The organism is Patescibacteria group bacterium (assembly GCA_041664365.1).
Classification (GTDB): domain Bacteria; phylum Patescibacteriota; class Patescibacteriia; order UM-FILTER-42-10; family UM-FILTER-42-10; genus JAHJEX01.
Window position 1 is genome coordinate 16,102 of sequence record JBAYKW010000008.1, and the last position, 23,869, is coordinate 39,970.

Sequence of the window (23,869 nt, forward strand, 5' to 3'; positions counted from 1 at the left end):
ATATTTCATAAGTTGTACCTTGGTTTTTATTTTTGCCAGAAACTGTTGCTTCTGCTATGTTTATATTATCATAAAATTGACCATTTGTCAATGTGATTTGAATAGTGATATCATGCATTTGGAGCATAAAAATAAGTTAATTGGCGGGGTCTCTTTGGTCCCGTTTTCTATCAGAATAATATCAGCCGAATAAATGTCATTAACCCGGAAAATCGCACATAATACCATCATCCAAATTGTCGGTAAGGCAATATCAACGATTATTGCGCTAGTTGTTGCTTCATTACTTTTCCGTTATCTCGGCAAAGAAGGCTACGGAAACTATACGACAGTCATGGTTTTTTTGCAGTTTTTCGGCATCATGGTAGATATGGGGTTGTATATCATTCTGACGAAGAAAATTTCAGAAGCAGGTGCTGATGAAGAGTCGCTGGTTGGAAATATCTTTACGATCCGACTTATTTCCGCGGTGGTATTTTTGGGGGTTGCACCATTACTCGTGATATTTTTTCCATATCCTTCGGTTGTAAAAACTGGTGTGGCTTTAGTGAGTCTGTCTTTCCTGTTTGTGACACTCAATCAAGTTTTGCAGGGAGTATTCCAAAAACATCTTAAAATGATGCGGGTTACTATTTCCGAAATTCTCGGGCGACTGGTTTTGCTGGCCGGCACTTTCCTTGCTGTATATCTTGATCAAGGCTTGACGACGGTTTTATTGGTGGTTGTCTTGAGCTCATTTACCAATTTTCTTTTTACTTTTATTTTTTCCCGGAAGTTTGTAAAAATACGGCTAGTTTTCGATTTTCCTGTGTGGCGAAGAATTATCAAGGAAGCGTACCCGATTGCCTTGGCGATTCTTTTTAATCTGGTCTATTTCAAGGCGGACATTCTCATCCTGTCTTTGCTTAAATCTCAATCAGACGTGGGGATCTATGGCGCACCGTTCAAAATACTGGAGGTATTAGTTACATTTCCGGCCATGTTCGCAGGACTGGCTGTCCCGGTTTTGACTCAGGCATTTACAGCGATGGATTATGAAAGATTTCGGCGAGTACTCAGCAAGTCATTTGACTTTCTGGTCATGGTTGCCCTGCCAATGATTGTAGGCACAATTTTTATTGCAGAGCCGGTGATTGATCTGATCGCGGGCGCGGATTTTGTCGAATCAGGGCAGGTACTGCAGATTCTGATCGTTACAACGGGTATCATATTTATCGGCAATCTTTTTGGCAACGCTGTAGTGGTGGTTAATCGACAGAAAGAAATTTTGAAATACTATATGGCAATCGCAGCAATTTCTGTGGGAGGATGCTTATTACTAATTCCCCGCTATTCATATATCGGTGCCGCCTGGATGACGGTGGTGTCCCAATCGCTGATCACTCTCGCTACTATTTACGTTGTCTGGCGGAAGACTAAAATATTTCCCTCGCTTAAGTTTTTTACTAAAGCACTGATTGCTTGTACCGGCATGGCCGTCGTTTTATTTTTATTAAAAGGCTTTTCACTTTGGATATTAGTATCCGCCGGTATCATCGCTTATGGCGCTATACTCCTTTTGCTGAAGGGGATATCTAAGGATCTGATTAAAGAAATAATTGCTTCGCCTGCGAAAGAATAAATATGTCAAAGAATATTCTCATACTAAAGTTTCCCTTTTCTTCACTGTTCGGTGGAGGGGAAAAACATACAATTTCCTTAGTCGAAGGATTAAGTCAAAAGGGTTTTTCTTTTTTTCTGGTCAGCTCGTGCCCGGTTTTACTGAAAGAATTTAAAAGACGGGATTGGTATGGCAAAAAAATATGGGCACCCAAAGAGCCCGTATCAAAAGCATCTATAGTATTATTTCCATTTTTAGCGCCATTTTTCTTTATCAGGTTGATAATACTTTTGACCAGCTTCCGCTTCAGAAAGAAAGTAAGGATTGTCTACTGCCTTTCCCTTACTGAAAAAATTCTGATCACTTTGCCGGCAAGATTACTTGGTATGAAAGTCGTTTGGATGGAGCATGTTTCGCCGGACCGCTGGCTGACTATGAACCCTTTCCGTATTTGTTATTCTTTTTATTCCAGGTTTGCTATGACAATCGTCGTATCAAATGCAATCAGAAATGAATTTGTAAAAAATATTCATATCAAACCCGGACGGATTATCACTGTATATGCCGGGATTGATTTGCCGGAGTATACAATGAGCGATATCAGAGCACGGGTTAATGAGGGGGAATATATCATCGGGACAATCGCCCGACTGGAAAAAGAAAAAGGAATTGAATATTTGATCAGAGCTATCGAGCTGGCAAAAGACATTATCCCAAAAATCAGGCTGGTGATCGTGGGAGATGGTAATGAAAAACGCAATCTGACGTGGCTGACAAACAGTCTGCATATGACAGAGCGGATACAGTTTGTCGGATTCCAGAATCACGTTGATCATTGGATAAAAGACTTCGACGTATTTGTTTTACCGTCGGCAATCCGCGAATCTTTCGGTATTGTATTGATTGATGCAATGGCAAATCTTCGGCCGGTAATTGCCAGTCGTATTGGCGGGATAGTCGAAATAGTCGATCATAATGAAACGGGGATTCTGGTGGAGCCAAAAAACCCGGAGGCCATAGCAAATGCTATAATCTATCTGTATAACCATCCTGAGGAAACTATGGAAATTATAAAAAATGCGCGAAAAAAAGTAGAAACAAATTTTACCAAACAAAGGATGTTTGATGAGTTTGAAACAATATTTATTACCCTATGAAACTGAATACCGGAGAAATAAATAAATCTGAATTTTCCATTAAGGAGTTTGTTTTACTGCTTCTGCTTACGGTTCCTATCGGGATTACGGTAAGTTTTGTCGGATTATGGACGCATCCATTATTGATACTCGGCGGAATAGTCGGCGCAGTGGTAAGTATTTTTATCTTCCGTAATCCTACCTTGGGGATTCTATTAATTGCGTTTTTGCTTCCATTTGAGCGAATTGGCGCAATCGAAGCCGGCGGTATGACAATTCGTGTAAGTCAGGTACTGACTATAATAACAATATTCGGGTGGCTATTTGACGGTTTACGCAGACAAACATTTTTATTGTACAAAAATCCGTTAATCTTTCCTTTGACACTTTTTGTGCTGGTAAATGTCGCTTCATTGATTAATGCTGAAAACATTGAAAGATCTGTTTCTGTGCTGTTATTTACGCTATTTACAATAGTTTTCAGTTTATTAATTCCGCAATTGGTTACCGAAAAAAAACAGTTAAAAATAGTAATTTGGCTTGTAATAATCAGTGCTTTTATCGTCGGAGTATTTGGAATATTCCAATTTTTAGGGGATATTATCGGTCTGCCTCAATCCATAACCGGTTTGCGCCATCTCTACACGAAGGAAGTGCTGGGATTCCCGAGGATTCAATCAACAGCATTAGAGCCGTTGTATTTCGCAAATTATTTATTAATTCCTCTGGGATTATTATGCGCGCTTTTTCTCGGAAAGAATAAAAGCATTCGCAACAGTTATCTTTTCGTTTTAATTATCCTTTTAGGTTTGAATTTAGTACTTACCGTTTCTCGGGGCGGATACCTGGGTTTTGCGGTAGTACTCGCGGTACTCGGGATTTACTATTTCAGGCGCATATTTACATCCAAGAAAATATTGATATTACTGATATCAGCATTGGCGATTGCATTCATCGCAGTTAAACTGTTGGGTTTTGGCGACGCAGTTAATTTGGAAGTTTTTAGAGGGCATGTTGTTAATGCATTTTATGGCGCTGCCTACAGTGAAAGAGTTGAGACGCTGCAAATTGCGATGCGGGGATTCTCCGACCATCCCTGGATCGGTGTGGGAGTCGGCGGTTTCGGTCCATATGCGTCCGTGCATCCTTATGTTGAACCCGGTGACGGATGGAATATTGTGAATAATGAACCGGTTGAATTGCTTTCGGAAGTAGGTATTTTAGGATTATTATCATTTACTATCATGTTCGTTGTGGTATTAATGCGTTCAATCAAAGTGATCAAAATTGCCAAAGACGCATATCTTAAAACATTGATGATCGGGTTGCTCGCAGTTTTTGTCGGCATTTTTACACAATACCAGACTTTTTCCACATTATATATTATGCATGTGTGGTTTGTAATTGGCATGATGGTTGCTGTCCAGAATATAATTTTCAGAGAAAACAATGAGTGAACTACTTTTAGTTTTATTTAGTGGCGCATACATTATCATTTCTTGGTATAGAAGAGACTATGCATTACTGATGATTGCTTTGTTGTTGCCAAGTTATCTGATCCGATTTAAAATATTTTCTATTCCTTTTACAGTATTGGAAGTAATGATTCTGATAATATTTCTGACTTGGGTTATCACATCATTATTATATAAATCTGTCGATGGTTCAAAAATACCTTTATTGAAACGTTCATCTTTTAACTGGTCGCTCCCGGTATTACTTTTTATCGGGGCTGGGATAATTGCCGTTATGATTTCGCCAGATACCAGGCAAGCGCTTGGTTTGTGGAAAGCCTATATTTTGGAGCCCATTCTGCTTTACTTGGTATTTATTAATACAATCAAAACTAATAAGCAGATTAAGATGATTGTTTTTGGCCTGGGGATTTCAGTTGTTTTTATTTCAGTAGTTACAATATGGCAATACATTGGCTGGATTGATATCCCGGGTGATTATGCCTTTGAGATTCCCAAAAGAGCCACTTCAGTTTTCCCTTTTCCAACAGCGGTTGGTAAATTCGTCGGCCCGTTATTGGGGCTGTTTCTGGGGCTTTTACTGGTTAAAAGCAATGAATCGAAGCAAATACAAACGGGAAACGATATGTTATGGCGAAACATTTTTTTGTGGGGGGTGGTTTTATTCAGCATCATTGCCCTGACCCTTTCTTTTTCACGAGGTGCATTGATCGGAGTGTTTAGTGCCATATTTTTCATCAGTTTTTTCTCAAAATGGAAGAAATGGATTTTTTCGGGGATGGCGGTCGTAATTTTATTAGCATTGCTTATTCCTGTAACTAGAAACAGCATTACTGATGTATTTAATACCTCCGATACATCTACAGACGTGCATTTGGTTATGTGGAAAGGCGCTGTCAGAATAATTAAGGATAATCCGATTACCGGTACGGGTCTGGCAAGCTTCCCGATTGTTTATGATGATTACAAAGAGGCTTCGCACACGGAATATTTTCCGAACCCCGATCACTTGATTCTTTCTCTCTGGATAGAAATGGGCATTGCCGGGTTAATAATATTTTCATGGATTGTTATTCTGTTTTTCAGATCAGGGATTAAACTTATAAAGTATGATCGAAAATGGGCAGTTGCACTTCTAGCATCGGTGGTTGTTATTTTAGTGCATGGATTGATGGACACGCCATATTTTAAAAATGATCTTTCCGCCATGTTTTGGATCCTAATCGGATTGATGGTTGTTATCTGTAATAAATATGAAATTGATGATTCTTCAGAAAAAATAAGATAGGTATCAAAAAATAAAAACAGTAGTTGATATTGCCCGAAAAGCAATTTTTTTTATTAGTATTGTTTTTTGCGGAAGGGGTGGACAAAAATCCGATTATGCGCTATAATATAAATGTTAAGTTAAACAAAAAACAAAAACAAAACTTGCCATTATGAGAGGTCCTAGTATAACCAGGTATTTTATTATCGGAGCGATTGCTATATTAGCAGTTGTTTTTTTATCTCCGCAGGTACAAGCCACGGTAAAACAGGACGTTCAAAAAGGCGAGATTTCTTTTTCGAATATTGAGGACGGTAAAACTTCTGGGATTATTGAATCGGAATTTCCATTTCAAATGATTGGACTGGCATGGCGCGGGAGTGCACAGACAAATGTTGAATTGCGTTATAACAATTCAGACGGATGGAGTGAGTGGTATCCGATTGATGAACAGGAAGAAATAAATGGTTGGTTTTATTCCAGAGAACCGATTATATCCAACGGTGCTACAAAATTTCAGTATTCAGTTATTTCCGGGCAGATTGATGAATTGAAATTGATTTATCTTGGGACATCGGAAAAGATTAGTTTTAATAAATGGAACCCGATCAACTTATTTCATCAGGCTTCTGCAGAGGAAAATGTGGATATTGTAACACGACCTGAATGGGAAGCTGATGAAAGTCTGCGTTATGACGGGGCAAACATTGAAATTTGGCCGACGCAATACCAGGCCCCCCAGAAATTTGTAGTTCATCATACTGCCGGTGGTGACGGTGGCAATGACCCCGAGGGCACAATCAGGGGAATATATTATTGGCATTCCACGGTATTGGGCTGGGGTGATATTGGTTATAATTATTTGATCGATCAGAACGGGATAGTGTATGAAGGAAGATACGGCGGAGATGGCGCTATCGGGGCGCACGCATATCGTAATCGAACCTGTGCCATTTCGCGTTTTGGTGGTGAACAATTTGAAGCAAACTTTAATGCTGGCACGGTTGGGATCGCCGTATTGGGAGATTATGAAAGTATGGCGCTTAACAGTGCGGTGAGAAATGCTTTGACCAGTTTGATGGCAAATAAAGCTCGGGATCTTTCCATAGAACCAAATGGTGCAAGTTTTTTGATTGATAATACCTATCCCAATATTGTCGGTCATAAGGATTTGGATTGTACGCTGTGTCCGGGGGTTAATCTTTACCAGGAATTAAGCGGTATCCGGTCGGAAACCCAGATTTTGTATGATACGTTGAGTGGATCTGAAGGGCCAATTGTTAAAGCTGAGTTTATTAAACAAAGCGGAAAAACAGTTTCTGTAAGTGCCGGGCTGGAAAAAGAAGTGTGGGTTGAATTTAAGAATACCGGAAACGTAATATGGCAAACAGGTGGTCAATATTCGCCGTATATCATACCAAGCAGCAGTATCTCAAGCTTGCAGGCGAGCAATTGGGAGTCACAATTGCACATTACTTCTGCTGATAATTCCAGTATTGCACCGGGAGAAACCGGAAGATTCACTTTTTCCGTCAAAGGGCCTCTTGATCAGTTGGAGCTGGCGGAAAGTTTTAAGCTGGTGATCAATGATAATCCGGTCAGTGGCACAGATTTTGTATTAAAAATTAAAGTGACCGGCTTGCCTTATGCGGCAAAGTTAGCATCAAACACAATTAAGCCGGCCATGTTTGCAGGTAGTCAGCAAACTGTAATATTTAAATTTAGAAATCAGGGGACCAGCAGTTGGGAAAGAGGTAACGTGTATTTAAATATTTATGATCTTGGCGATAAGGTCAGTCGGCTTGCTTCAAAAAACTGGCCGGATCAATTTGGGAATATCAATTTCAGTGAGGCAGTTGTTAATTCAGGAGAAACCGCAACATTTACATTTGATATTAAGGCGCCGCTGGAACTGGGTTTGTTTAAGAATATTTACCGTATCATCGGTCCGGAAAATGTTATCCAGAATAATACGTTCTCAAAGACTCGGATTGATTCGCAGTTTTCTGCCGAATTAGTATCGCACACCATTCCCTCCGCTTTGCTCAACTATTGGCGATTGCCAGTAGTAGTGAAATTTAAAAATACCGGCTTGAGCACATGGAATAAAACCATGGTTCTGCAAATGTTTGATTTGGGCGGAAAAAGCAGTGTTTTTTATGATTCTACCTGGGGTAACAGTTATGGAAATTTTGTTTTCAAAGAAAACGAAGTCAAACCCGGCAAAGTAGGGACATTTAATTTTTACGTAAAATCCCCTAAGAAGACCGGTATATACTTAAACACAATGAAATTAGGTATTATTGGCAGGGAAATAGTTGTCCAAGGAGGGGAGACTATGCAGAAAATAAGAATAGATAAATAGATATTTCCATAATAAAAAGTTCCCTGTAAACCAGGGAACTTTTTTCGTTCATCAAAGAAAATTTATTTCTTCTTTTTCTTTGCAACTTTTTTCTTTGCCACCTTTTTCTTAGCTGGCTTTCTCTTTGCTACTTTCTTTTTAGCAACTTTTTTCTTTGCAACTTTCTTTTTTGCCATTATATCACCTCCTCTCATGGAAAATATAAAATCAAAAAGAATAAACTCACATAATAATTGTAAACTATATTAAAAAAATGCGCAATAGTTATGTAAATACTATTTGTTAATAACTATTTTCATATTTTATTAAGAAATATTTATTAATATTTTAATAGTATTCAAAATAAAGAAAATATTATTTAATTTGATCTTCCTTATCAAAAAACACCATTTTACATAGGCGTTTTATTTGATGATTAGCAGATGTGGAATAGTGTGTCGCATCAGTGCATTTTCGATAAAATGCCCTGGTGGACCCGAGCGGATTCGAACCGCTGACCTCCTCGTTGCAAACGAGGCATTCTAACCAGCTGAACTACGGGCCCCCGATTGTGCTTTATATTGCTGTCATCGAAAAGATAGATTTAAAGATATTACCCAAGATACCGGACATAAGCAGAAAACTCACTATTATGCATAATATCCCGAGTAGCTTGTAGAAGAGATTCGTGCCTCCATCTAAGCCCAAATGTGCTTCCGCCCATTCAATCCTCCCAAAAAACCTTAAAAACCACACTGATTTTATAACCATTAATGACCCTACCGCAATGCCTATAATCCCGATAAAGAATTTTCCCATAGTGTTTTGTTAATGGTGGGTTCGAGAGGATTCGAACCTCTGACCTCTTCGGTGTAAACGAAGCGCTCTAACCAGCTGAGCTACGAACCCGTGAATGGTGGTGCTCGGAGCGGGAGTTGAACCCGCACGCACGATAAGTGCCTAGGCCCTCAACCTAGTGTGTATACCAATTCCACCACCCGAGCTTATTTTTCTTTTAGTTCTTTTAGTTTGCGTGGCGCTGTTCTTAAAAAATAGAGCTTGGAACGGCGTGTTCTCGGTTTTTTTATGACTTCGATTTTAAGAACATTCGGGGATTCTAGCGGGAAAATTCTCTCAACACCATAACCGCCGTCTGAGACTTTTCTGACCGTTATTGTTTTGTCAGATTTTGTTTTCCCTTGTTTGGCAATCACAACCCCTTCAAAAATTTGAGTACGAGTTTTATCGCCCTGGGTAATTCTCTGGTGTACCCGAACAACATTACCGGAGTCTATATGAGGGACTTCTCTTTTCTCTGATTTTTTCTCATTACCATCTTTTGATTCTTCTTTTGTCATAGCGAAAATTCTGAATAATTAATATATGTAACGAATAGCAGTATAACATTATTCCCTATTAAGTCAACTGTTTAAGAAACTGATCCAATTCCTCTGGAATATTTGCATTAAACTTCAATAAATTACCGTTTAGGTCAGCAAATTGAATGTGATACGCATGCAGGAAAATACGATTCATTCCCGTTTTTTTGGCCATTCTTTTCAAATAATATGTACTGTCGCCAACAATCGGATTGCCTTTGGAAAGAAGATGTACACGAATCTGGTGAGTACGGCCGGTTTTAATTTCTATTTCAAGTAAAGTATAATCTTTGAAATTTTTAGTAGTTTTATAATGTGTTTCCGCTTCCTTACCATCACCGATTCTTTTGACTGACATGCGGTTTGGCTGGCTTTTTGACCTTCCAATCGGCGTATTGATTGTCCCGTTATCAGGAATAATTCTTCCATAAACAAGCGCGATGTACTTTTTTTTGACCGATCTTTCCTTGAATTGTATTTTTAGATGATCGAACGCTCTTTGATTTTTAGCGATGACCATTATCCCAGAAACATCCTTATCCAGCCGGTGGACAATCCCCGGTCTTTTCGGATCATCACCGACAGAAATAATATCGGGGTAATATGCGATCAGTCCGTTGACTAAAGTATGTGCCGGAGTACTTTCAGAAGGATGTACGACAATTCCTGACTGCTTATTAATAGTTATAAAGTCATTATCTTCATAAATAATATTTATTGGAATATTTTTTTCCGGTTTGATTGAAATATTTTCAAGTGTAGGCAGATTTAATTGTATGTCATCGCCTGATTTGATTTTTATACCAGCATTAACCTTTTTACTGTTTAGGGTTATATTTCCATTTTGAATTTGAGTTTTTAGAAATGAACGGGAATATTCCGGGAATTGAACAACCAAAAACACATCCAAACGCTGGTTCTGTTCATTTGAGGCGACAATTATTTTTTTCAGTTCCATGTTTACAGTGTAATTCATTTTATGCAAAAATGAAACATACCCATTCTTGACAACATGGAACATTGAACCTACTGTAATAGTATATAGGTTAACGTTTATGACTATGATAATAAAAGAAATATCACAAGTAACCCCGGCACTGATTGAAGCATTTCAAAAACTGATAACCCAGCTGTCTTCATCTGCCTCCGCTCCTAGCAGACAGGATCTGGAAGAGATAGTAACTAATCCTGGCGCAATATTATTTGTCGCCGAAGAAGGTGAAAAGATTTTGGGAAGCCTGACTTTAATATTTTTTCGGATTCCTGTAGGTATGCGCGGTCGAATTGAAGATGTAGTAGTGGATGAAACAGCAAGGGGGAAGGGAATTGGCAGTGCTTTAATTCTGTCGGCTATTGAAAAAGCAAAAACAATGAATGTCCAAGTAATTGATCTTACTTCAAAACCCGATCGAGAAGCGGCAAACCGTCTGTATCAGAATCTGGGTTTTGTAAAAAAAGATACCAATGTATATCGGTATAAATTTGATTAAAGACTAATCGGTAGAAAGTTTGAATTATATAAAATAACCCGGCCTTAGTTACTAGGGTTGAATTCGTATATCCTGATATAAGGCCCCATGTATAATTGAGATGTAAAATTATTGATAATGGAAATATCGTTTCTATTAATCAGCTCTTCTGTTGAATAACTATTATTGGGGTTAATCTCAAATAATAATTTACTGTTGGAAATGAGATTATTATAGTTCTCAATCGCGCTTTGGGATTTATCCTCCCCTTTTATTTCTGCTCTTTTCAGTATCACACCGTAAACTGATTCAGAAATGGCAAAATAAAACGGTTTGTTTTCAGAGTAGTCCGCAACGATATTATCCCACCCCAAATTCGGCACATTAATTATCCGGTAGTCGTTTTTTGACAGTTCTGGTGTATACGGTTCCCTAATTATTGTGCTTTGTGTCGGTATATTTTCCTGCATCCATGTTTTTGCCTGTTCTATCGTATAAGCATGTGAATAACCATATACGGTTCTTGTTAGGCGCAATCCGGGTCCGATGAGAAGAATAATTATGATCACGGACAGTAAGAGCTTGCTTTTCAGTGTATTAAATAGATAATCGATTGCTACGGCGCTGGGAATGAAAAGCAGTGTCAAAGCCGGTATCAACCATCTTTCCCAGTGGAGATTCAAAAAAGAAAGTGCCAGAATGTAAATAATTGCAGTCATGGCAATCATCAGCATTTTTATCGTCCGATCATCCAGCCTTTTTCGGTATATTCGATAGAAAAGTACGAATACAGTAATAATGGCAAGTAGATAAAGAAACGTTCCCATTTCCCAATTCAGTGTATTAAACAGATACCACCAGAGATTTCCTCCAAATCCTAGACCGCCTTGAATACCATGTGATGTGGCATTTTCCAGTCCTACTTGCTTCAGCGCATTTTTAAATGAAATAAACAGAAAAGGTCCGGTTAAGAATAATGTCAGAACCGTGGTAATCCCGAATGAAAACCATTTTTTAAAGATAAAATCTTTTTTTATAATTAACCAGACGATACACGCTATTATAACGGGTAGGAAAAAAAGAGCGGGATATTTTGTGGTAATGGCGGCTGCAAAAGAAACACCGGACAAAATGTACCAAATCGTTTTTTGGGGATGGTCAATAATCTTAAATAAAAATACCAACAAAAGTAAAAGAAAAAAAGTCTGGGGTATATCCGGTCGGATGATATGAGAGTGATCAATCAGATAGAAAGAAGATGCAACAAGAAATGCGCTGATCAATGCTGTTCTTTTATTCCAGAATTTTACTAAAAAATATACCGCAACAATGCTTAATGATCCGAGGACGGCAAAAAGTGATCTGGCACAGGCATAGAAAAGATTAAAATTTTCCTGATAATTTACTACTGCAGGAAGGTCTGTACCGCGTATGGTATTTAGAATAAAACTGATTATGCGGAATCCGATTCCCATTGCGTAGATTATCGTCTGGCCGGGGGCACCATACCATCCGGGGTTCAGATTGCCGTTAGCAATTCGCAGTGCAGGATCCACAAAGAATTCTTCATCGGGGAGATACAGTCCCGGCAGTTGGTAATCTATATGAAAAAATCTGAAAAATGAACCGAACAAGACAATTATTATCAAAACAATAATAGCCCTGTAGTTCTTTTTCATTTCACTTCAGATTCAATGTATAGAATCAGATATAATTTAGACCAAGGTATTAAAAGCGGATGGTGGTGTTAAGCGTGTACTCAGATAAAATATTTTGTAAGAAAAATTTCAGAATTATGGAATATACTACTGGTGGGAGCAGAGGGATTTGAACCCCCGACCGTTTGCTTAAGAGGCAACTGCTCTACCAACTGAGCTATGCTCCCATGATATACTATTGTAGCATATTTAATTCACTTTTGCCTTGCAGGCAGATAGATATAATTCCGGCATTGCCTTTGTGATTCTCTTGTTCCTATATTGATTTATGAATTGTAAAAATGTGTTTGTCACGAAATGGCCGTGATTGGCTGAATACTTCGTTTGGGAACTCTCTTTGATATGCTTCTTGAGAGCGGGATTTTTCGTAAAAACTGTCGCGTGCTGAAGCGTCCAGCCAAGAGGTTACAACGAAAATTCCCCCATTATTCAGATGTTGATGAATATTTTGCATGGCATAAGAAAATTTTTCCGGATCTACAATGTGTTGAGTAACATCAATCATAATTATTGCGTCATACCTACCTTTGATCTCCTGAGTTGAAACGTCCAGTTTTTCAAAATGATAATCTGAATATTGCCGGCGCAATTCAGGCATTAAAGTATCTGTAATATCAACACCGGTATAATCTTTAACTCCTGCAGATTGTAGCGCTGATGCATAGAAACCGGTGCCACAACCAATGTCTAACCAGCGTGTTTGATTGAAATCAACTGATGATTCTTGGCATACAGCCAGAAAAGTATTGCGAGCTTCAGTATATACCTGGTTATTCTCTTCAACAGACTGCGCAATGTTTCCGACACCTCGTTTATCAAATCCATATTGAGTTAATCGATCGTTCCAATATTTATCCGGCCGGTATGTTGCTCCCTGACCGTAGCGGAGTCTGTTACCGATGGTTATGGCATTTTTTCGGATGGGATGTAATATTTTTCGAAGTGGGGATTTAATTGAAACCATCGTAATCGGATTATTATTTGTTTTATTAATAGACTAATATGGTGCCCTCGGTAGGATTTGAACCTACAACCTCTTGGTCCGAAGCCAAGCACTCTATCCAATTGAGCTACGGGGGCATGAAAAATAGACTACTTATATTTTACCAATTGCCAGCCCGAGACTGGTCCGCCTTGGGCGGAAGCTACGGGCGCAAATCACAATGAGCGTATCACAAAAGTTTTGTTTGATCAAGCGTTATTAATCAAGCAAAAAGGGCTATTTAAAGCCCTTTTTTATTGTTTTTGAATTCTATTTTAATGTTTCCGGATTTGTCATGTAGGATTTGGCAATCTCATCCGTGATCAGACCCTCTTTATATAGTCGCTTCAAATCTTGATCCATTGTTTTCATTCCATTGGCAACTCCGGTCTGAATGACGGTCTTGATCTGAGCAATCTTATTTTCTCTGATCAGATTACTGATCGCAGGGGTATTAATTAGGATTTCTCTGGATGCAACGCGACCCTTGCTTGCTTTTGGAACAAGTTGTTGAGAAATAACACCTTTTAGAAACATGGAAAGCTGCAGTCTGACTTGGGACTGTTGGTATGGAGGAAATACGTCGATGATACGGTCAACTGTTTGAGCGGCGCTATAGGTGTGCAAAGTTGCCAGCACTAAATGCCCTGTTTCTGCGAGTGTGATGGTGGCAGCAATGGTGTCCAGGTCGCGCATCTCACCGACCAGAATTACATTCGGGTCTTGCCGTAGCACGTGCTTCAATGCATCAGCAAAGGAAAGCATATCCGAACCAAGCTGCCTTTGTTTAATAATACTTTTTTTAGGTTTATAGATAAATTCGATCGGATCTTCCAAGGTAATAATGTTTGCTGCTCTGGTAGTATTAATATAATTGATCATCGCAGCCAGTGAAGTTGATTTTCCGCAGCCTGTAGGTCCGGTTACAAGAATCAAGCCCTGTTTTTGATCAAGTAAATCATAAACAACTTTTGGCATCTCAAGTTCTTCCATGGTGGGGGTGAGTGAAGTCACGACTCTGGCGACCAATCCGATATTGCCTTTTTCCCAGTGAATGTTTACACGAAAACGGGATATGTCCGGAATTTCATATGACACATCAATCTCCCGATCTTTTATCAGACGCTCTTTCTGTATATCGGACAGAATATCAAAAACTATGTTCTGTGCATTTTCCGGAGTAATCGGTTCTTGATCTTCGATCGGAGCAAGCGCTCCGTCAATTCGCAGAATAGGCGGTTTCCCGACCGCGATATGCAGATCGGAAGCTCTTTTATTAACAGCAATTAACAATAAATCAGTCAGTTTCATAGATTTGTTGGTTTACTAATTAAAAAAACACTCGCAACGAAGAAGAGAGTGCCTTCAGTATGTTATCATACCAAGAAACTTTTATTGACCACTTCTCAATTTCAATAGTTCCTTGTAACAAGATTTTCTCTTGAATTAAGATGTTGTTTTTTTGCATTGAATTATTTTTGTTTTTATTTTCAATTTCATTGTAGCATATAAAAAGTCATTTGTCAATTATATTTCAATCAGAAAACATTTACAAAAAGGTAAATTTATGCTAGTCTTAAACAAGATTATTAATAAATTAATTTGTATGTCCAAAGAAATACCAGATCTTAATCAAGGAGGTGTTGATGATAAAGTTGTCGAACAATTATCAGATGAACTTGATGAGGAAGTTCAATTGGTAGATGAGATTATTGCCGAATTAAGTCCGGAAGAAATGAGTAGGATGCAACAGATGAGTGAAGGACAAATGGAATTGTCAGATGACACTTTGGCAAAATTGAAGATTTTAAGTGAAAGAGTAGCACAGTTATTAAAAAATTATGGTGAAAAATATGGCCCGGCAACAGCAGGGCTAGTTGCGGGAGGAGTCATTACCGCATTAGGAATATCGAAAGGATGGATGGGTGTCGCGGAATCCGGCAGTGCCGGCACAATTTTCGCTGCGTTAGTGATGACGGTAACGGATTCCCTCCAGCATAATCGTGCGGGTAGCTAATTTATTTCACAGAGACGAGAAGCTGTAGTTAAAGATAAAATATTTTTATGGATGAGATAATTAAAAAAATACAGATACTTGTTGAAAATTCAAATGCAGCAGAGTCTAAAAAGAAAATGTGGCAGACTGCGTTGCGGGGACTAAGTAAAGTGAATTTTCCGGAAGAATATAAGATTGAGACTGTTTTGGAGTCTGTTCGACTTGACGCAGAGAAAGATATAAATGCTTTAGACATATTTTTTCAGAAAATCGGATCATTTGTCTATGCTTACGTTAAGGGCGGGGACAAAACTCTTGGTGAAACAATTGATGAATCAATAGCGGAACTGGATGAAAAATTGAAAGAATTTGAATAAAGAAAATCAGTATGTATGATCAATAAACATGTCCTGTAACGGCGTGTTTTTGTTTTGACAGTACAATATAAAAGAGAGTAAGATTAAGTCAAATAGCGTTTTCTCATCGCCAAATTAATGGAAGACAAAAAAAAGTCAAATTTTTTTAAATCAGTACGGTTTGTCAAACAGTGCCGGGAAGAAGGACTCTCGCTTTGGGAGTGCCCGAATTTTTTATTTGTTTTTACCGGAATTATTTCCCTGTTTAGTATTTCCGGGACGTACTATTTAGCCAGTTTCTATTTTCCTCCGGAAGTTGTGATAATTTGGATTGCCTTTGTTTCATTTGTAATGGTTATCATCTCTTTCCTTGTTAATCAGGGGATGACCAAAATAATGCAGGCGAAGAAAAAATTAAAACAAAATAATCAGGAATTGGAAAAAGCACTGCAAGAATCACGAGAAGCAAAAAAAATGCAGGATGATTTTACAACCATGTTAGTACATGATATGCGGTCTCCGCTGGAAGCCGTCCGGATGATAATTGAACTTTTAAACGAGCAGGAACAGACACCTGGGAAGGAAATGGTGAAGGCACATCAGTCAATCGATCACAGTATCACAAATATGCTGAATCTGATTACTAACTTATTGGATGTGGCACGTTTTGACCGGGGAAAGTTTATTATTCATAAGCAGATAGGGGATATCCAGACGAATATTAAAATTCAAAAAGAAAACTATAAAGTTCTGGCAGCTGGGAAAGGAATAAAATTGAATATGCAAATCGCGGAGAATCTTCCTTCTGTTCCTTTTGATGAGTATTCGATTAATCGGGTAATTGCCAATTTATTAGTGAACGCAATAAAATTTACTCCGGCCAACGGAGAAATAACTCTGCAGGCTGTATATGTTAATAAAGGAAAACACATCGAAGAAATTGCTGAACGATCTGGCATCAAATGGTTTATTACAGCTATGTCACCGCAAATTTTAGATATCAGAAACTCCGTATTAATAGCAGTCACGGACAACGGGATCGGGATTGCCAAACAAAAAATTAGCAGTTTATTTTTAAGTTTTTCACAAGTTATCAATACGCAAGGACAGCTCAAAACTGGAATACCGATCGGTACCGGACTGGGTCTTGCAATTGCCAAAGTGATTATCAAAGGCAATGATGGCATTATTAATGTCGAATCGGTTGAGGAAGAAGGAAGTACTTTCTATTTCACGCTTCCAACGGCTTAATTGCAGAAGCTTAACATTTCTATAAATAAAACATATAATTAACACAGCGTAATAATTTAGTCAAAATATATGGAAAACAAGAAAAGAATACTAATAATTGAAGATGAAGTTGCTCTTTTGTATGCACTACAGTCAAAACTGACTATGGAAGGCTTTGAAGTGGAGGCGTATTCTACCGGCAAGGAAGGATTAAAGGCAATCAAACAAAAAAAATTTGATTTACTGATTTTAGATATTATTCTGCCGGATACGGATGGATTTGAGATTTTAAAGACAGTTAAAAGCGATCCGAAAACAAAAGACATTCCGGCGGTGATTATTTCTAATCTGTCAGAAAAGAGTAATATCAGCAGGGGTATCTCTTTGGGTGCGAAAGATTATCTGCCGAAGAGCGAATATCATTTAAATGATATAGTGGATAAAATCCGGGCCTCAATGGAATAAATAAAGTAATGAATAAAAAAAGGGTGCCAAACGGCACCTTTTTTAAAAGATTGACAAGTAATATTATTGCCATATACTACATGTACTATGAAAATTGCCAAATATAACCGATCATTACTCGAAATAAAAGCGCAGGCGCTGGTACTTTTTTTGTTTGAAGAGAAACTGCTTTCTCAGGAGGTGTTACATATTGACCGGGAGCTGGAAGACATTTTGCAGACGGTTGTAAGGGAAGAAAAATTTGAAGCGAAAAAAGGAGAGACGGTTGAGGTGAATACTGGCTCAAAGCTTGGGTTTACCCGCGTACTGCTTGTCGGTCTGGGAAAGAAAAAAGATTTATCACCGACGGTACTAAAAAGAGGTATGGGTATCGCGATCAGAACTCTGGCGAAAAGTACGGTCAGTAAAGTTGCCGTGTTTCTGCCGAAGATAACAGGATTGAAACTGTCGGCAGATAAAATTGCCGAATCGCTTGTGATCGGTGCGATGACGGCGGAATACCAATTCTCTGAGTATAAGACTGTTAAGAAAGATCTACCGCACCGGGTTACTGAACTTGATTTCTATACAAATTACCCCGACAAGTTGTTTGTGAAGGGGTTAAAAGATGGTGAGATTATTGCTTCAGCGGTTAATCGCGCCAGAGATTATGGTAATCATCCTTCAAATAAAGCGAACCCCAGCTATTTAGTGGAAATGGCGCACGAAGTCGCGAAGATTCCAAAAGTACGGTGCAGAATACTGGGTAAGGAAGAAATGAAACAAAAAAAGATGGAAGCGATCTTGGCGGTTTCGCAAGGGACGCAACATCCGCCGAAATTTATTATTTTAGAATACAAAGGAAAGCCCGATTCCAAGGAGTGGATGGTACTCGTTGGTAAAGGAATTACTTTTGACAGTGGTGGAATTTCGATCAAACCCGGAGAAAAGATGGAGGAAATGAAATTTGACATGGCTGGTGGTGCGGCAGTAATCAGCGCTATCGAAGCTATTGCGAATCTTAAGATAGTAATTAATTGCGTAGCATTAATACCGGCAACGGAGAATCTTCCTTCGAGCCAGGCTTATAAACCGGGTGACATAATCGGTTCGGCAGCCGGGAAAACTATTGAAGTAATTAATACGGATGCCGAAGGCAGATTGATTTTAGCTGACGCCTTACATTATGCAAAAAGTTATAAACCAAAAGTGGTTATAGATTTTGCAACTTTAACCGGGGCATGTGTTTACGCATTAGGGACGCATGTTTCAGGAATGATGGGTAATGATATTAAATTAATGCAAAAAGTAAAACAGGCAGGTGAGGTATCCGGAGATAGAGTATGGGAGTTGCCATTATGGGAAGAGTATTCAAAGCAGATAAAGAGTGATATCGCAGATGTTCGAAATACCGGAACCGGTTATGGAGGTGGCGCAATCACTGCCGCCGCTTTTCTCCAGGAATTTATTTCAGATTACAAATGGGCTCATCTTGATATCGCTGGTACTGCCTGGAGTACAGAAGAAAAACCTTATCTGGGCAAAGGAGCAACCGGCGTCGGGGTCGCGCTTGCTGTTGAGTTGGTCAGAAAGTGGAAATAATTTAAACAAAAGTCCGTTTAGTTAAACGGAATGATAAAAATCACAAGAGCCTATTTGTGGTTTTTTTCTATTAGTAACAATGATTCTTTTACTATTCCTTCAACATCCAGTCCTAATTTTTGCCTAAGAATGCTTTGCGTGCCCTGTTCGATGAAACTGTCCGGGATGCCGATCAGTTTTATTTTTATATCCGTAATATTATTATCCGCAAATTGTTCCAGGATAGCGCTGCCGAACCCGCCCATTACGGAATTTTCTTCAATGACGATTACTTTTTTTATCTGTTCTGATTTGCTATTAATCATTTCAGTATCGAGCGGCTTAACGAATCGGGCATTGATCACACAAGTATCAATCCCTTTTTCTGAAAGCTTCCCTGCTGCGGAAATTGCGGTTTCAACCGTGCTCCCGATGGCGATTAATAACAGATCTTTGCCTTCTCGCAAAACTTCAGATTTACCGACAGGTATAATATCTAATAATGTATCTTTTTTATTTTCTGCTTCACTTCCCCTTGGGTATCTGATGGCTACAGGCTTGTTTAAAGACAAGGCTGTCCTAAGCATCTGTTTCAGTTCATGGCCGTCTTTTGGCGCCATTAAAACCAGATTGGGGATATGCCTGAGAAAGGAAAAATCAAAACTGCCGTTATGCGTCGGGCCGTCATTGCCGACAATTCCAGCCCGGTCGATAGCAAAGACAACCGGCAAATTTTGTAGACAGATATCATGAATAATTTCGTCGTATGCTCTTTGCAGGAAAGTAGAATAAATTGCTACAACCGGTTTAAGCCCCTGCGTGGCCAGTCCGGCGGCAAATGTGGCGGCATGCGGTTCTGCGATACCGACATCGTATATCCGGTCCGGAAATCTTTTGGCGAATTCAGTCAGCCCCGTGCCGTCAGTCATGGCGGCGGTAATGGCCACGATCCGTTTATCTTTTTCTGCCAGTTCAGCCAGATAGTTGCCGAAAATATTACTATACGACTGCCCAGAAGAAGCGTGCATTTTACCGGATTTGATGTCAAACGGCCCGGCGCTGTGAAAAATCTCCGGATTTTTTTCCGCCGCATCGTATCCTTTACCTTTTTTTGTTATTACATGAATCAGGACAGGACCTTTGACGTCTTTGTAGGATCTGATGACAGATATTAAGTCGCCTACTTTATGCCCGTCTAAAGGGCCGATGTATTCAAACCCCAATTCTTCAAACAGGACACCGGGAATAGATGCCCCCTTCACTGTATCTTCCGCTTTCTGCGCAATCTTCAACACCGGTTCACCGATGTGCGGAATTCTTTTCAGTAGGTCGCGGGTTTCTTTCCGGAATTTATTATAACCGTTACTCATCATAATCCTTCTCAAATACGCGGAAAGAGCGCCAACATTCGGAGAGATCGACATTTCGTTGTCATTCAGTATGACGATCAGATCTTTTTTTGATTGTCCCGCATGATTCAAACCCTCGAAGGCAAGTCCAGCGGTCAGTGCACCGTCACCGATTACGGCGATTACCTTAAAACGTTCTTTGTTCTGATCTCTGCCTTCCAATATCCCTAAGGCAGCCGAAATTGAAGTTGAGCTGTGTCCGGTACCAAACGCGTCATGCTCATTTTCAGTAATTTTTGGAAAACCGGAAATCCCCCGGTGCATTCTTAAAGTAGGAAATTCGTCATATCGTCCGGTCAGCAGTTTATGAACATAAGATTGATGACCGACATCCCAGATGATTTTATCCAGCGGTGAATCAAATACATAATGAAGAGCCAGCGTAAGTTCAACTACGCCTAGGTTTGAAGCAAGGTGTCCGCCGTTAACGGCTACAGTACTGATGATAGTTTCTCTCAATTCTTTTGCTATTTCGTCCAATTCTGAAACAGAAAACTTTTTCAAGTTATTCGGGTTTTTTATCTTTTCTAACAGCATTATAGCCTTTATCGATTATTTATTGATATATCCTGGGAAGATTACTTTCTAGATATTACATAAATCATAGCACTCGCGAGGTTAATTGCAAACTAAGTCTTAGTGTGCGATTTTGCTGATTTGGTTTTGCAATACTAAACAAAAAAGCGTATCGAATTGATACACTTTTTTGTTTAAAAATTATTATTCCGCTTGCGTCGGTGTTTCGGGTTTTGTTTCAGTTTTTTCAACAGCTACCTTTTTGCCTTTGAGGCCCAGTAGGGTAACTACGAAGATAATCATATACATAATTAAACCATAAACGCAGGCCGGCAAGGTGCCCAGATCAACTACCGGTTTATCACCAACCGAGCATTTTACGATGGCATCCGTGCATCCTCCCCGAAATATTTCCATATAGGAAAGATATCCGGAGAATAATAGTCCGGCGATGGATATAATGAGTACGGTTTTTAATGCAGTTTTTGCTGTCATGTTCTTTTGTTAATTATAAGAAAAATTAATATTAATATAAATCGTCTTTTTTCTCCCGAATATAATCAATCCACTGCTCCGAGACATGCACGATTGATTTAAATGGCGCTTCGATGATTACATCAAGGATAAATACAAATACATTTACCTTCGGGGCTTTCAGGGAGAGCCAATGTCCCACTCTGACGATCGGGATGGTAAAAAAGTCTACTAGAATACTGAAGAATCCTTCTTTTTGATTTTGCATCCGCAGTTCTTTATTGTCCTGACGCAGTTTAATCCCCAGGAAACTAACGATAGTCAAAAAGAAAATGAAGAATAAAATACTGACCCAGTTAAAATTAATTAAGGTAAGAAAGGCGATTAGAATTCCGAAGGAGAGTGTAAAAGCAATTCCATAGATAATTTGGAAAACAAGCATAGTAACTCTTCTCCGTTTTGCGGGACGGATTCGCCACTTCGGTTTACTGTCGGTATTCAGCGATAGTATGCCATGGATACCACGGATAATCCGCTCGGTATTATCATTACTAGGAGTGTTAATTGTTATGGCAAGGAAGAATAGAAAAAATGGATGGAATATGATATTCACCAGTAGTGGTGTGTAGTTAACTTCATCAACAAAGAATCGATCATAGGGAAGCTCAACCATTAAAGCAAGCGCGGTTTTAGTAAATAATAAATAGACAAAACTTCTTTTTACGCTCCGCTCTAATTTAATGTGTGCCTTTTTGTAACGTTCCGTGGTTACTGTTCGGATTTGTGCGTCTAATTGTCCCGGATCCAGAATTATTGAAGTAGCAGTTTGGGGATTATTTTCTATTACATCTCTTAATACCTGGAACAGAACAGATGTTTTTTTAATTTTATTAAATAGGTATCCGTTTAAAGGGTGATTTAAGATGCGGTTTGTTTCTTTTCTGAAGTTGCCGATTTCTCTACCCGCTCTGCGGATGGTTTCCATATCCACATTTTTCCATTCGCCGAATTCAAACTTCCACAGATGATGAACCAGAATCGGCTGGTCGGATTTAATCAATGCGCGGTGGATGGCCAGATAAAGGATTGTGTTTTTGTCCTTCTGGGATATTTTATTGTCCTCCCATTCCATGTTTTCTGTAATTGTTCGGAAGGAAAAATCAACAATGGCCGCGTCCCGATGCGGACTGACCAGCTGGGTTTCAATCTCAACAGCTGCGATATCCAAAATCCATTTACGAAAGTCATAATAATCCTGTCCGGTATAGTCACGAATCACTTCATGGAGCAGTAGTACATAATTGTTAATAGTATGAGCTATTTCGTGAATTTTAGTCTCCGGAACGGATTTATTCCTTAAATATCTGCCACGGATCAGTTCGTAAACCAGGTGTTTTGCGACTTTATTGATATCTGCTCCTGGTACCAATCGGCGTTTCAACATACGGCTAATGGCATTTTTTCTCAGTAGGTTTTCTTCTTTATAATCAATAGCATTACGGAATTTTTCATAAAAAAAAGCCACACGGCTGATGGTATTGTTAACCTGAATCCTGGCTACTCCATGTGGTATATCTTCAACCGCCGGCTTCCGCTGGAAAGCCATTATCAGTTGTTTGAGTGAAAATGGTAATGAATCTTCTGTAATCATGGTTCGACTTAATTTATTACTTTATTATACCCTATTTTCGTTTATTTTAAAGTCTCTATTTACGAGCTGGGTACTTTATCCTTAAAAGGGATAAGTGTCAAGACATAATTAAATACCGGTATAAAAATTAAAATCGCAGGATTATGTATAAAAAAATAGGCCTCCGGAGTAAGTCATCGTGCAGAATTGCCGATGAAATACTCGCGGAGGCGCAGTAGAAAAAGGTGCGACGTATTGCTAGTCGAAGCGGGGGTCGTAGCCGTTCACGGCTTCTTCGAGGTTGCAGACCCCCTTGTAGAACCCCATCACGAATATTGGGTCTTGGGAGGTGGGATGCTCGACGTTCCCGGTACGTCCTTCATCATAGCCTCTCCAGAAGATCTGCTCCCTGACCTTATGCCCGTTGGGGCAATATTGGTCATGGCTTTCACCCTTGTGTCCGCAGAAGAGACACTCCATTGTTTCACCTCCTAGACTTATAGTTGACGGGGTGAATGTGCTACTTGGCTCTAACGCCGAGGCACTGGAAGCTGTCGAGCTTACGGACGGTAATACCATCCTTGGTTTTCAGCTTCACGCATTCGCGGAGCCGAATCGTCACATTCGTTCCGGCCGCGAATTCCTTGATACCGAGCCGCGGAATCACGAGAGCGCCCTGTTCGGTCTCGACGTCGAGAAGCAGTACGGAACAGGACTTCACGACTCCTTCGAGCTCGAAGGGTTCCGAGTACTCGACTGGGCCGTAGTGCACCCCCAGAACAGGGAGACACAGGGCAACTAGTGCCAGGTTTGCAACCACCAACAGGATGATGGCAACACGGCTTTTTGTCCGAGACATGATT

At 39.4% G+C, this 23,869-nt stretch carries 21 protein-coding genes and 5 tRNA genes; 11 read left to right on the plus strand and 15 right to left on the minus strand.

Translation table 11 applies throughout. From position 1 onward, the window contains the following. Window positions 1-193: 193 nt before the first annotated feature. The 5 genes from WCW66_05290 (at window position 194) to WCW66_05310 (ending at window position 7,843) form a co-directional block, all read left to right on the plus strand. Window positions 194-1,621 (plus strand): flippase, encoded by a 1,428-nt coding sequence (locus WCW66_05290; protein MFA6392129.1) that lies wholly within the window; start codon window positions 194-196, stop codon window positions 1,619-1,621. Between the two features lie 2 nt (window positions 1,622-1,623). Then, the gene (locus tag WCW66_05295; GenBank protein ID MFA6392130.1) at window positions 1,624-2,757 is read left to right on the plus strand and encodes a glycosyltransferase family 4 protein; all 1,134 of its coding nucleotides are present in this window, start codon (window positions 1,624-1,626) and stop codon (window positions 2,755-2,757) included. Further along, window positions 2,754-4,193, plus strand: coding sequence for an O-antigen ligase family protein (locus tag WCW66_05300; protein ID MFA6392131.1), 1,440 nt, complete (start codon window positions 2,754-2,756; stop codon window positions 4,191-4,193). Before WCW66_05295 ends, WCW66_05300 begins: the two co-directional genes overlap by 4 nt. Further along, window positions 4,186-5,499 (plus strand): O-antigen ligase family protein, encoded by a 1,314-nt coding sequence (locus WCW66_05305; GenBank protein ID MFA6392132.1) that lies wholly within the window; start codon window positions 4,186-4,188, stop codon window positions 5,497-5,499. The genes WCW66_05300 and WCW66_05305 overlap by 8 nt, the downstream gene beginning before the upstream one ends. 151 nt (window positions 5,500-5,650) lie before the next feature. Then, window positions 5,651-7,843, plus strand: coding sequence for an N-acetylmuramoyl-L-alanine amidase (locus WCW66_05310; protein ID MFA6392133.1), 2,193 nt, complete (start codon window positions 5,651-5,653; stop codon window positions 7,841-7,843). A gap of 467 nt (window positions 7,844-8,310) precedes the next feature. Here WCW66_05310 and WCW66_05315 read toward each other — a convergent pair. The 5 genes from WCW66_05315 to WCW66_05335 all read right to left on the minus strand — a co-directional run bounded on the left by WCW66_05315 (window position 8,311) and on the right by WCW66_05335 (window position 10,177). Further along, window positions 8,311-8,387, minus strand: a tRNA-Ala gene (locus tag WCW66_05315). A 267-nt stretch (window positions 8,388-8,654) separates the two neighbouring features. After that, window positions 8,655-8,731, minus strand: a tRNA-Val gene (locus WCW66_05320). 8 nt (window positions 8,732-8,739) lie between these two features. Then, window positions 8,740-8,826, minus strand: a tRNA-Leu gene (locus tag WCW66_05325). Continuing rightward, window positions 8,827-9,180: a 50S ribosomal protein L19 gene (rplS, locus tag WCW66_05330; GenBank protein ID MFA6392134.1), complete on the minus strand. Its 354-nt coding sequence runs from the start codon at window positions 9,178-9,180 to the stop codon at window positions 8,827-8,829. Between the two features lie 58 nt (window positions 9,181-9,238). Beyond that, window positions 9,239-10,177 (minus strand): RluA family pseudouridine synthase, encoded by a 939-nt coding sequence (locus tag WCW66_05335; protein ID MFA6392135.1) that lies wholly within the window; start codon window positions 10,175-10,177, stop codon window positions 9,239-9,241. Between the two features lie 85 nt (window positions 10,178-10,262). Between WCW66_05335 and WCW66_05340 the strand changes: the two genes are divergently transcribed. Further along, window positions 10,263-10,691: a GNAT family N-acetyltransferase gene (locus WCW66_05340; protein ID MFA6392136.1), complete on the plus strand. Its 429-nt coding sequence runs from the start codon at window positions 10,263-10,265 to the stop codon at window positions 10,689-10,691. A gap of 44 nt (window positions 10,692-10,735) precedes the next feature. Here WCW66_05340 and WCW66_05345 read toward each other — a convergent pair whose 3' ends face one another. From WCW66_05345 to WCW66_05365, 5 genes are all read right to left on the minus strand, one after another. Continuing rightward, window positions 10,736-12,349 (minus strand): glycosyltransferase family 39 protein, encoded by a 1,614-nt coding sequence (locus WCW66_05345; protein MFA6392137.1) that lies wholly within the window; start codon window positions 12,347-12,349, stop codon window positions 10,736-10,738. Between the two features lie 130 nt (window positions 12,350-12,479). After that, a tRNA-Lys gene (locus tag WCW66_05350) sits at window positions 12,480-12,555 on the minus strand. Window positions 12,556-12,644: 89 nt separating this feature from the next. Next, window positions 12,645-13,352, minus strand: coding sequence for a class I SAM-dependent methyltransferase (locus WCW66_05355; protein MFA6392138.1), 708 nt, complete (start codon window positions 13,350-13,352; stop codon window positions 12,645-12,647). Between the two features lie 39 nt (window positions 13,353-13,391). Further along, a tRNA-Arg gene (locus tag WCW66_05360) sits at window positions 13,392-13,468 on the minus strand. 172 nt (window positions 13,469-13,640) lie between these two features. Then, window positions 13,641-14,681 (minus strand): type IV pilus twitching motility protein PilT, encoded by a 1,041-nt coding sequence (locus WCW66_05365; protein MFA6392139.1) that lies wholly within the window; start codon window positions 14,679-14,681, stop codon window positions 13,641-13,643. Window positions 14,682-14,976: 295 nt separating this feature from the next. Between WCW66_05365 and WCW66_05370 the strand changes: the two genes are divergently transcribed. The 5 genes from WCW66_05370 (at window position 14,977) to WCW66_05390 (ending at window position 18,998) form a co-directional block, all read left to right on the plus strand. Continuing rightward, window positions 14,977-15,387 (plus strand): hypothetical protein, encoded by a 411-nt coding sequence (locus WCW66_05370; GenBank protein ID MFA6392140.1) that lies wholly within the window; start codon window positions 14,977-14,979, stop codon window positions 15,385-15,387. Between the two features lie 47 nt (window positions 15,388-15,434). Continuing rightward, window positions 15,435-15,743: a hypothetical protein gene (locus WCW66_05375; GenBank protein MFA6392141.1), complete on the plus strand. Its 309-nt coding sequence runs from the start codon at window positions 15,435-15,437 to the stop codon at window positions 15,741-15,743. A 117-nt stretch (window positions 15,744-15,860) separates the two neighbouring features. Beyond that, a complete protein-coding gene (locus WCW66_05380) occupies window positions 15,861-16,973 on the plus strand; it encodes a HAMP domain-containing sensor histidine kinase (protein MFA6392142.1) in 1,113 nt (370 codons plus the stop codon). A 69-nt stretch (window positions 16,974-17,042) separates the two neighbouring features. Beyond that, on the plus strand, window positions 17,043-17,417 hold the full coding sequence (locus WCW66_05385; GenBank protein MFA6392143.1) for a response regulator: 375 nt from the start codon (window positions 17,043-17,045) through the stop codon (window positions 17,415-17,417). 87 nt (window positions 17,418-17,504) lie between these two features. Continuing rightward, window positions 17,505-18,998, plus strand: a complete 1,494-nt coding sequence (locus tag WCW66_05390; protein MFA6392144.1) for a leucyl aminopeptidase — start codon at window positions 17,505-17,507, stop codon at window positions 18,996-18,998. A 50-nt stretch (window positions 18,999-19,048) separates the two neighbouring features. Here the strand turns inward: WCW66_05390 and dxs are convergent, their stop codons facing one another. The 5 genes from dxs to WCW66_05415 form a co-directional block, all read right to left on the minus strand. Continuing rightward, window positions 19,049-20,923: a 1-deoxy-D-xylulose-5-phosphate synthase gene (dxs, locus tag WCW66_05395; GenBank protein MFA6392145.1), complete on the minus strand. Its 1,875-nt coding sequence runs from the start codon at window positions 20,921-20,923 to the stop codon at window positions 19,049-19,051. A gap of 183 nt (window positions 20,924-21,106) precedes the next feature. Beyond that, a complete protein-coding gene (locus WCW66_05400) occupies window positions 21,107-21,397 on the minus strand; it encodes a hypothetical protein (GenBank protein MFA6392146.1) in 291 nt (96 codons plus the stop codon). A gap of 31 nt (window positions 21,398-21,428) precedes the next feature. Then, window positions 21,429-23,027: a hypothetical protein gene (locus WCW66_05405; GenBank protein MFA6392147.1), complete on the minus strand. Its 1,599-nt coding sequence runs from the start codon at window positions 23,025-23,027 to the stop codon at window positions 21,429-21,431. A gap of 237 nt (window positions 23,028-23,264) precedes the next feature. Continuing rightward, on the minus strand, window positions 23,265-23,486 hold the full coding sequence (locus WCW66_05410; GenBank protein MFA6392148.1) for a hypothetical protein: 222 nt from the start codon (window positions 23,484-23,486) through the stop codon (window positions 23,265-23,267). A gap of 40 nt (window positions 23,487-23,526) precedes the next feature. Beyond that, window positions 23,527-23,865 carry a hypothetical protein gene (locus WCW66_05415; protein ID MFA6392149.1) on the minus strand — a complete coding sequence of 113 codons (339 nt, stop codon included), beginning with the start codon at window positions 23,863-23,865 and terminating at the stop codon, window positions 23,527-23,529. Between the last annotated feature and the right edge of the window lie 4 nt (window positions 23,866-23,869).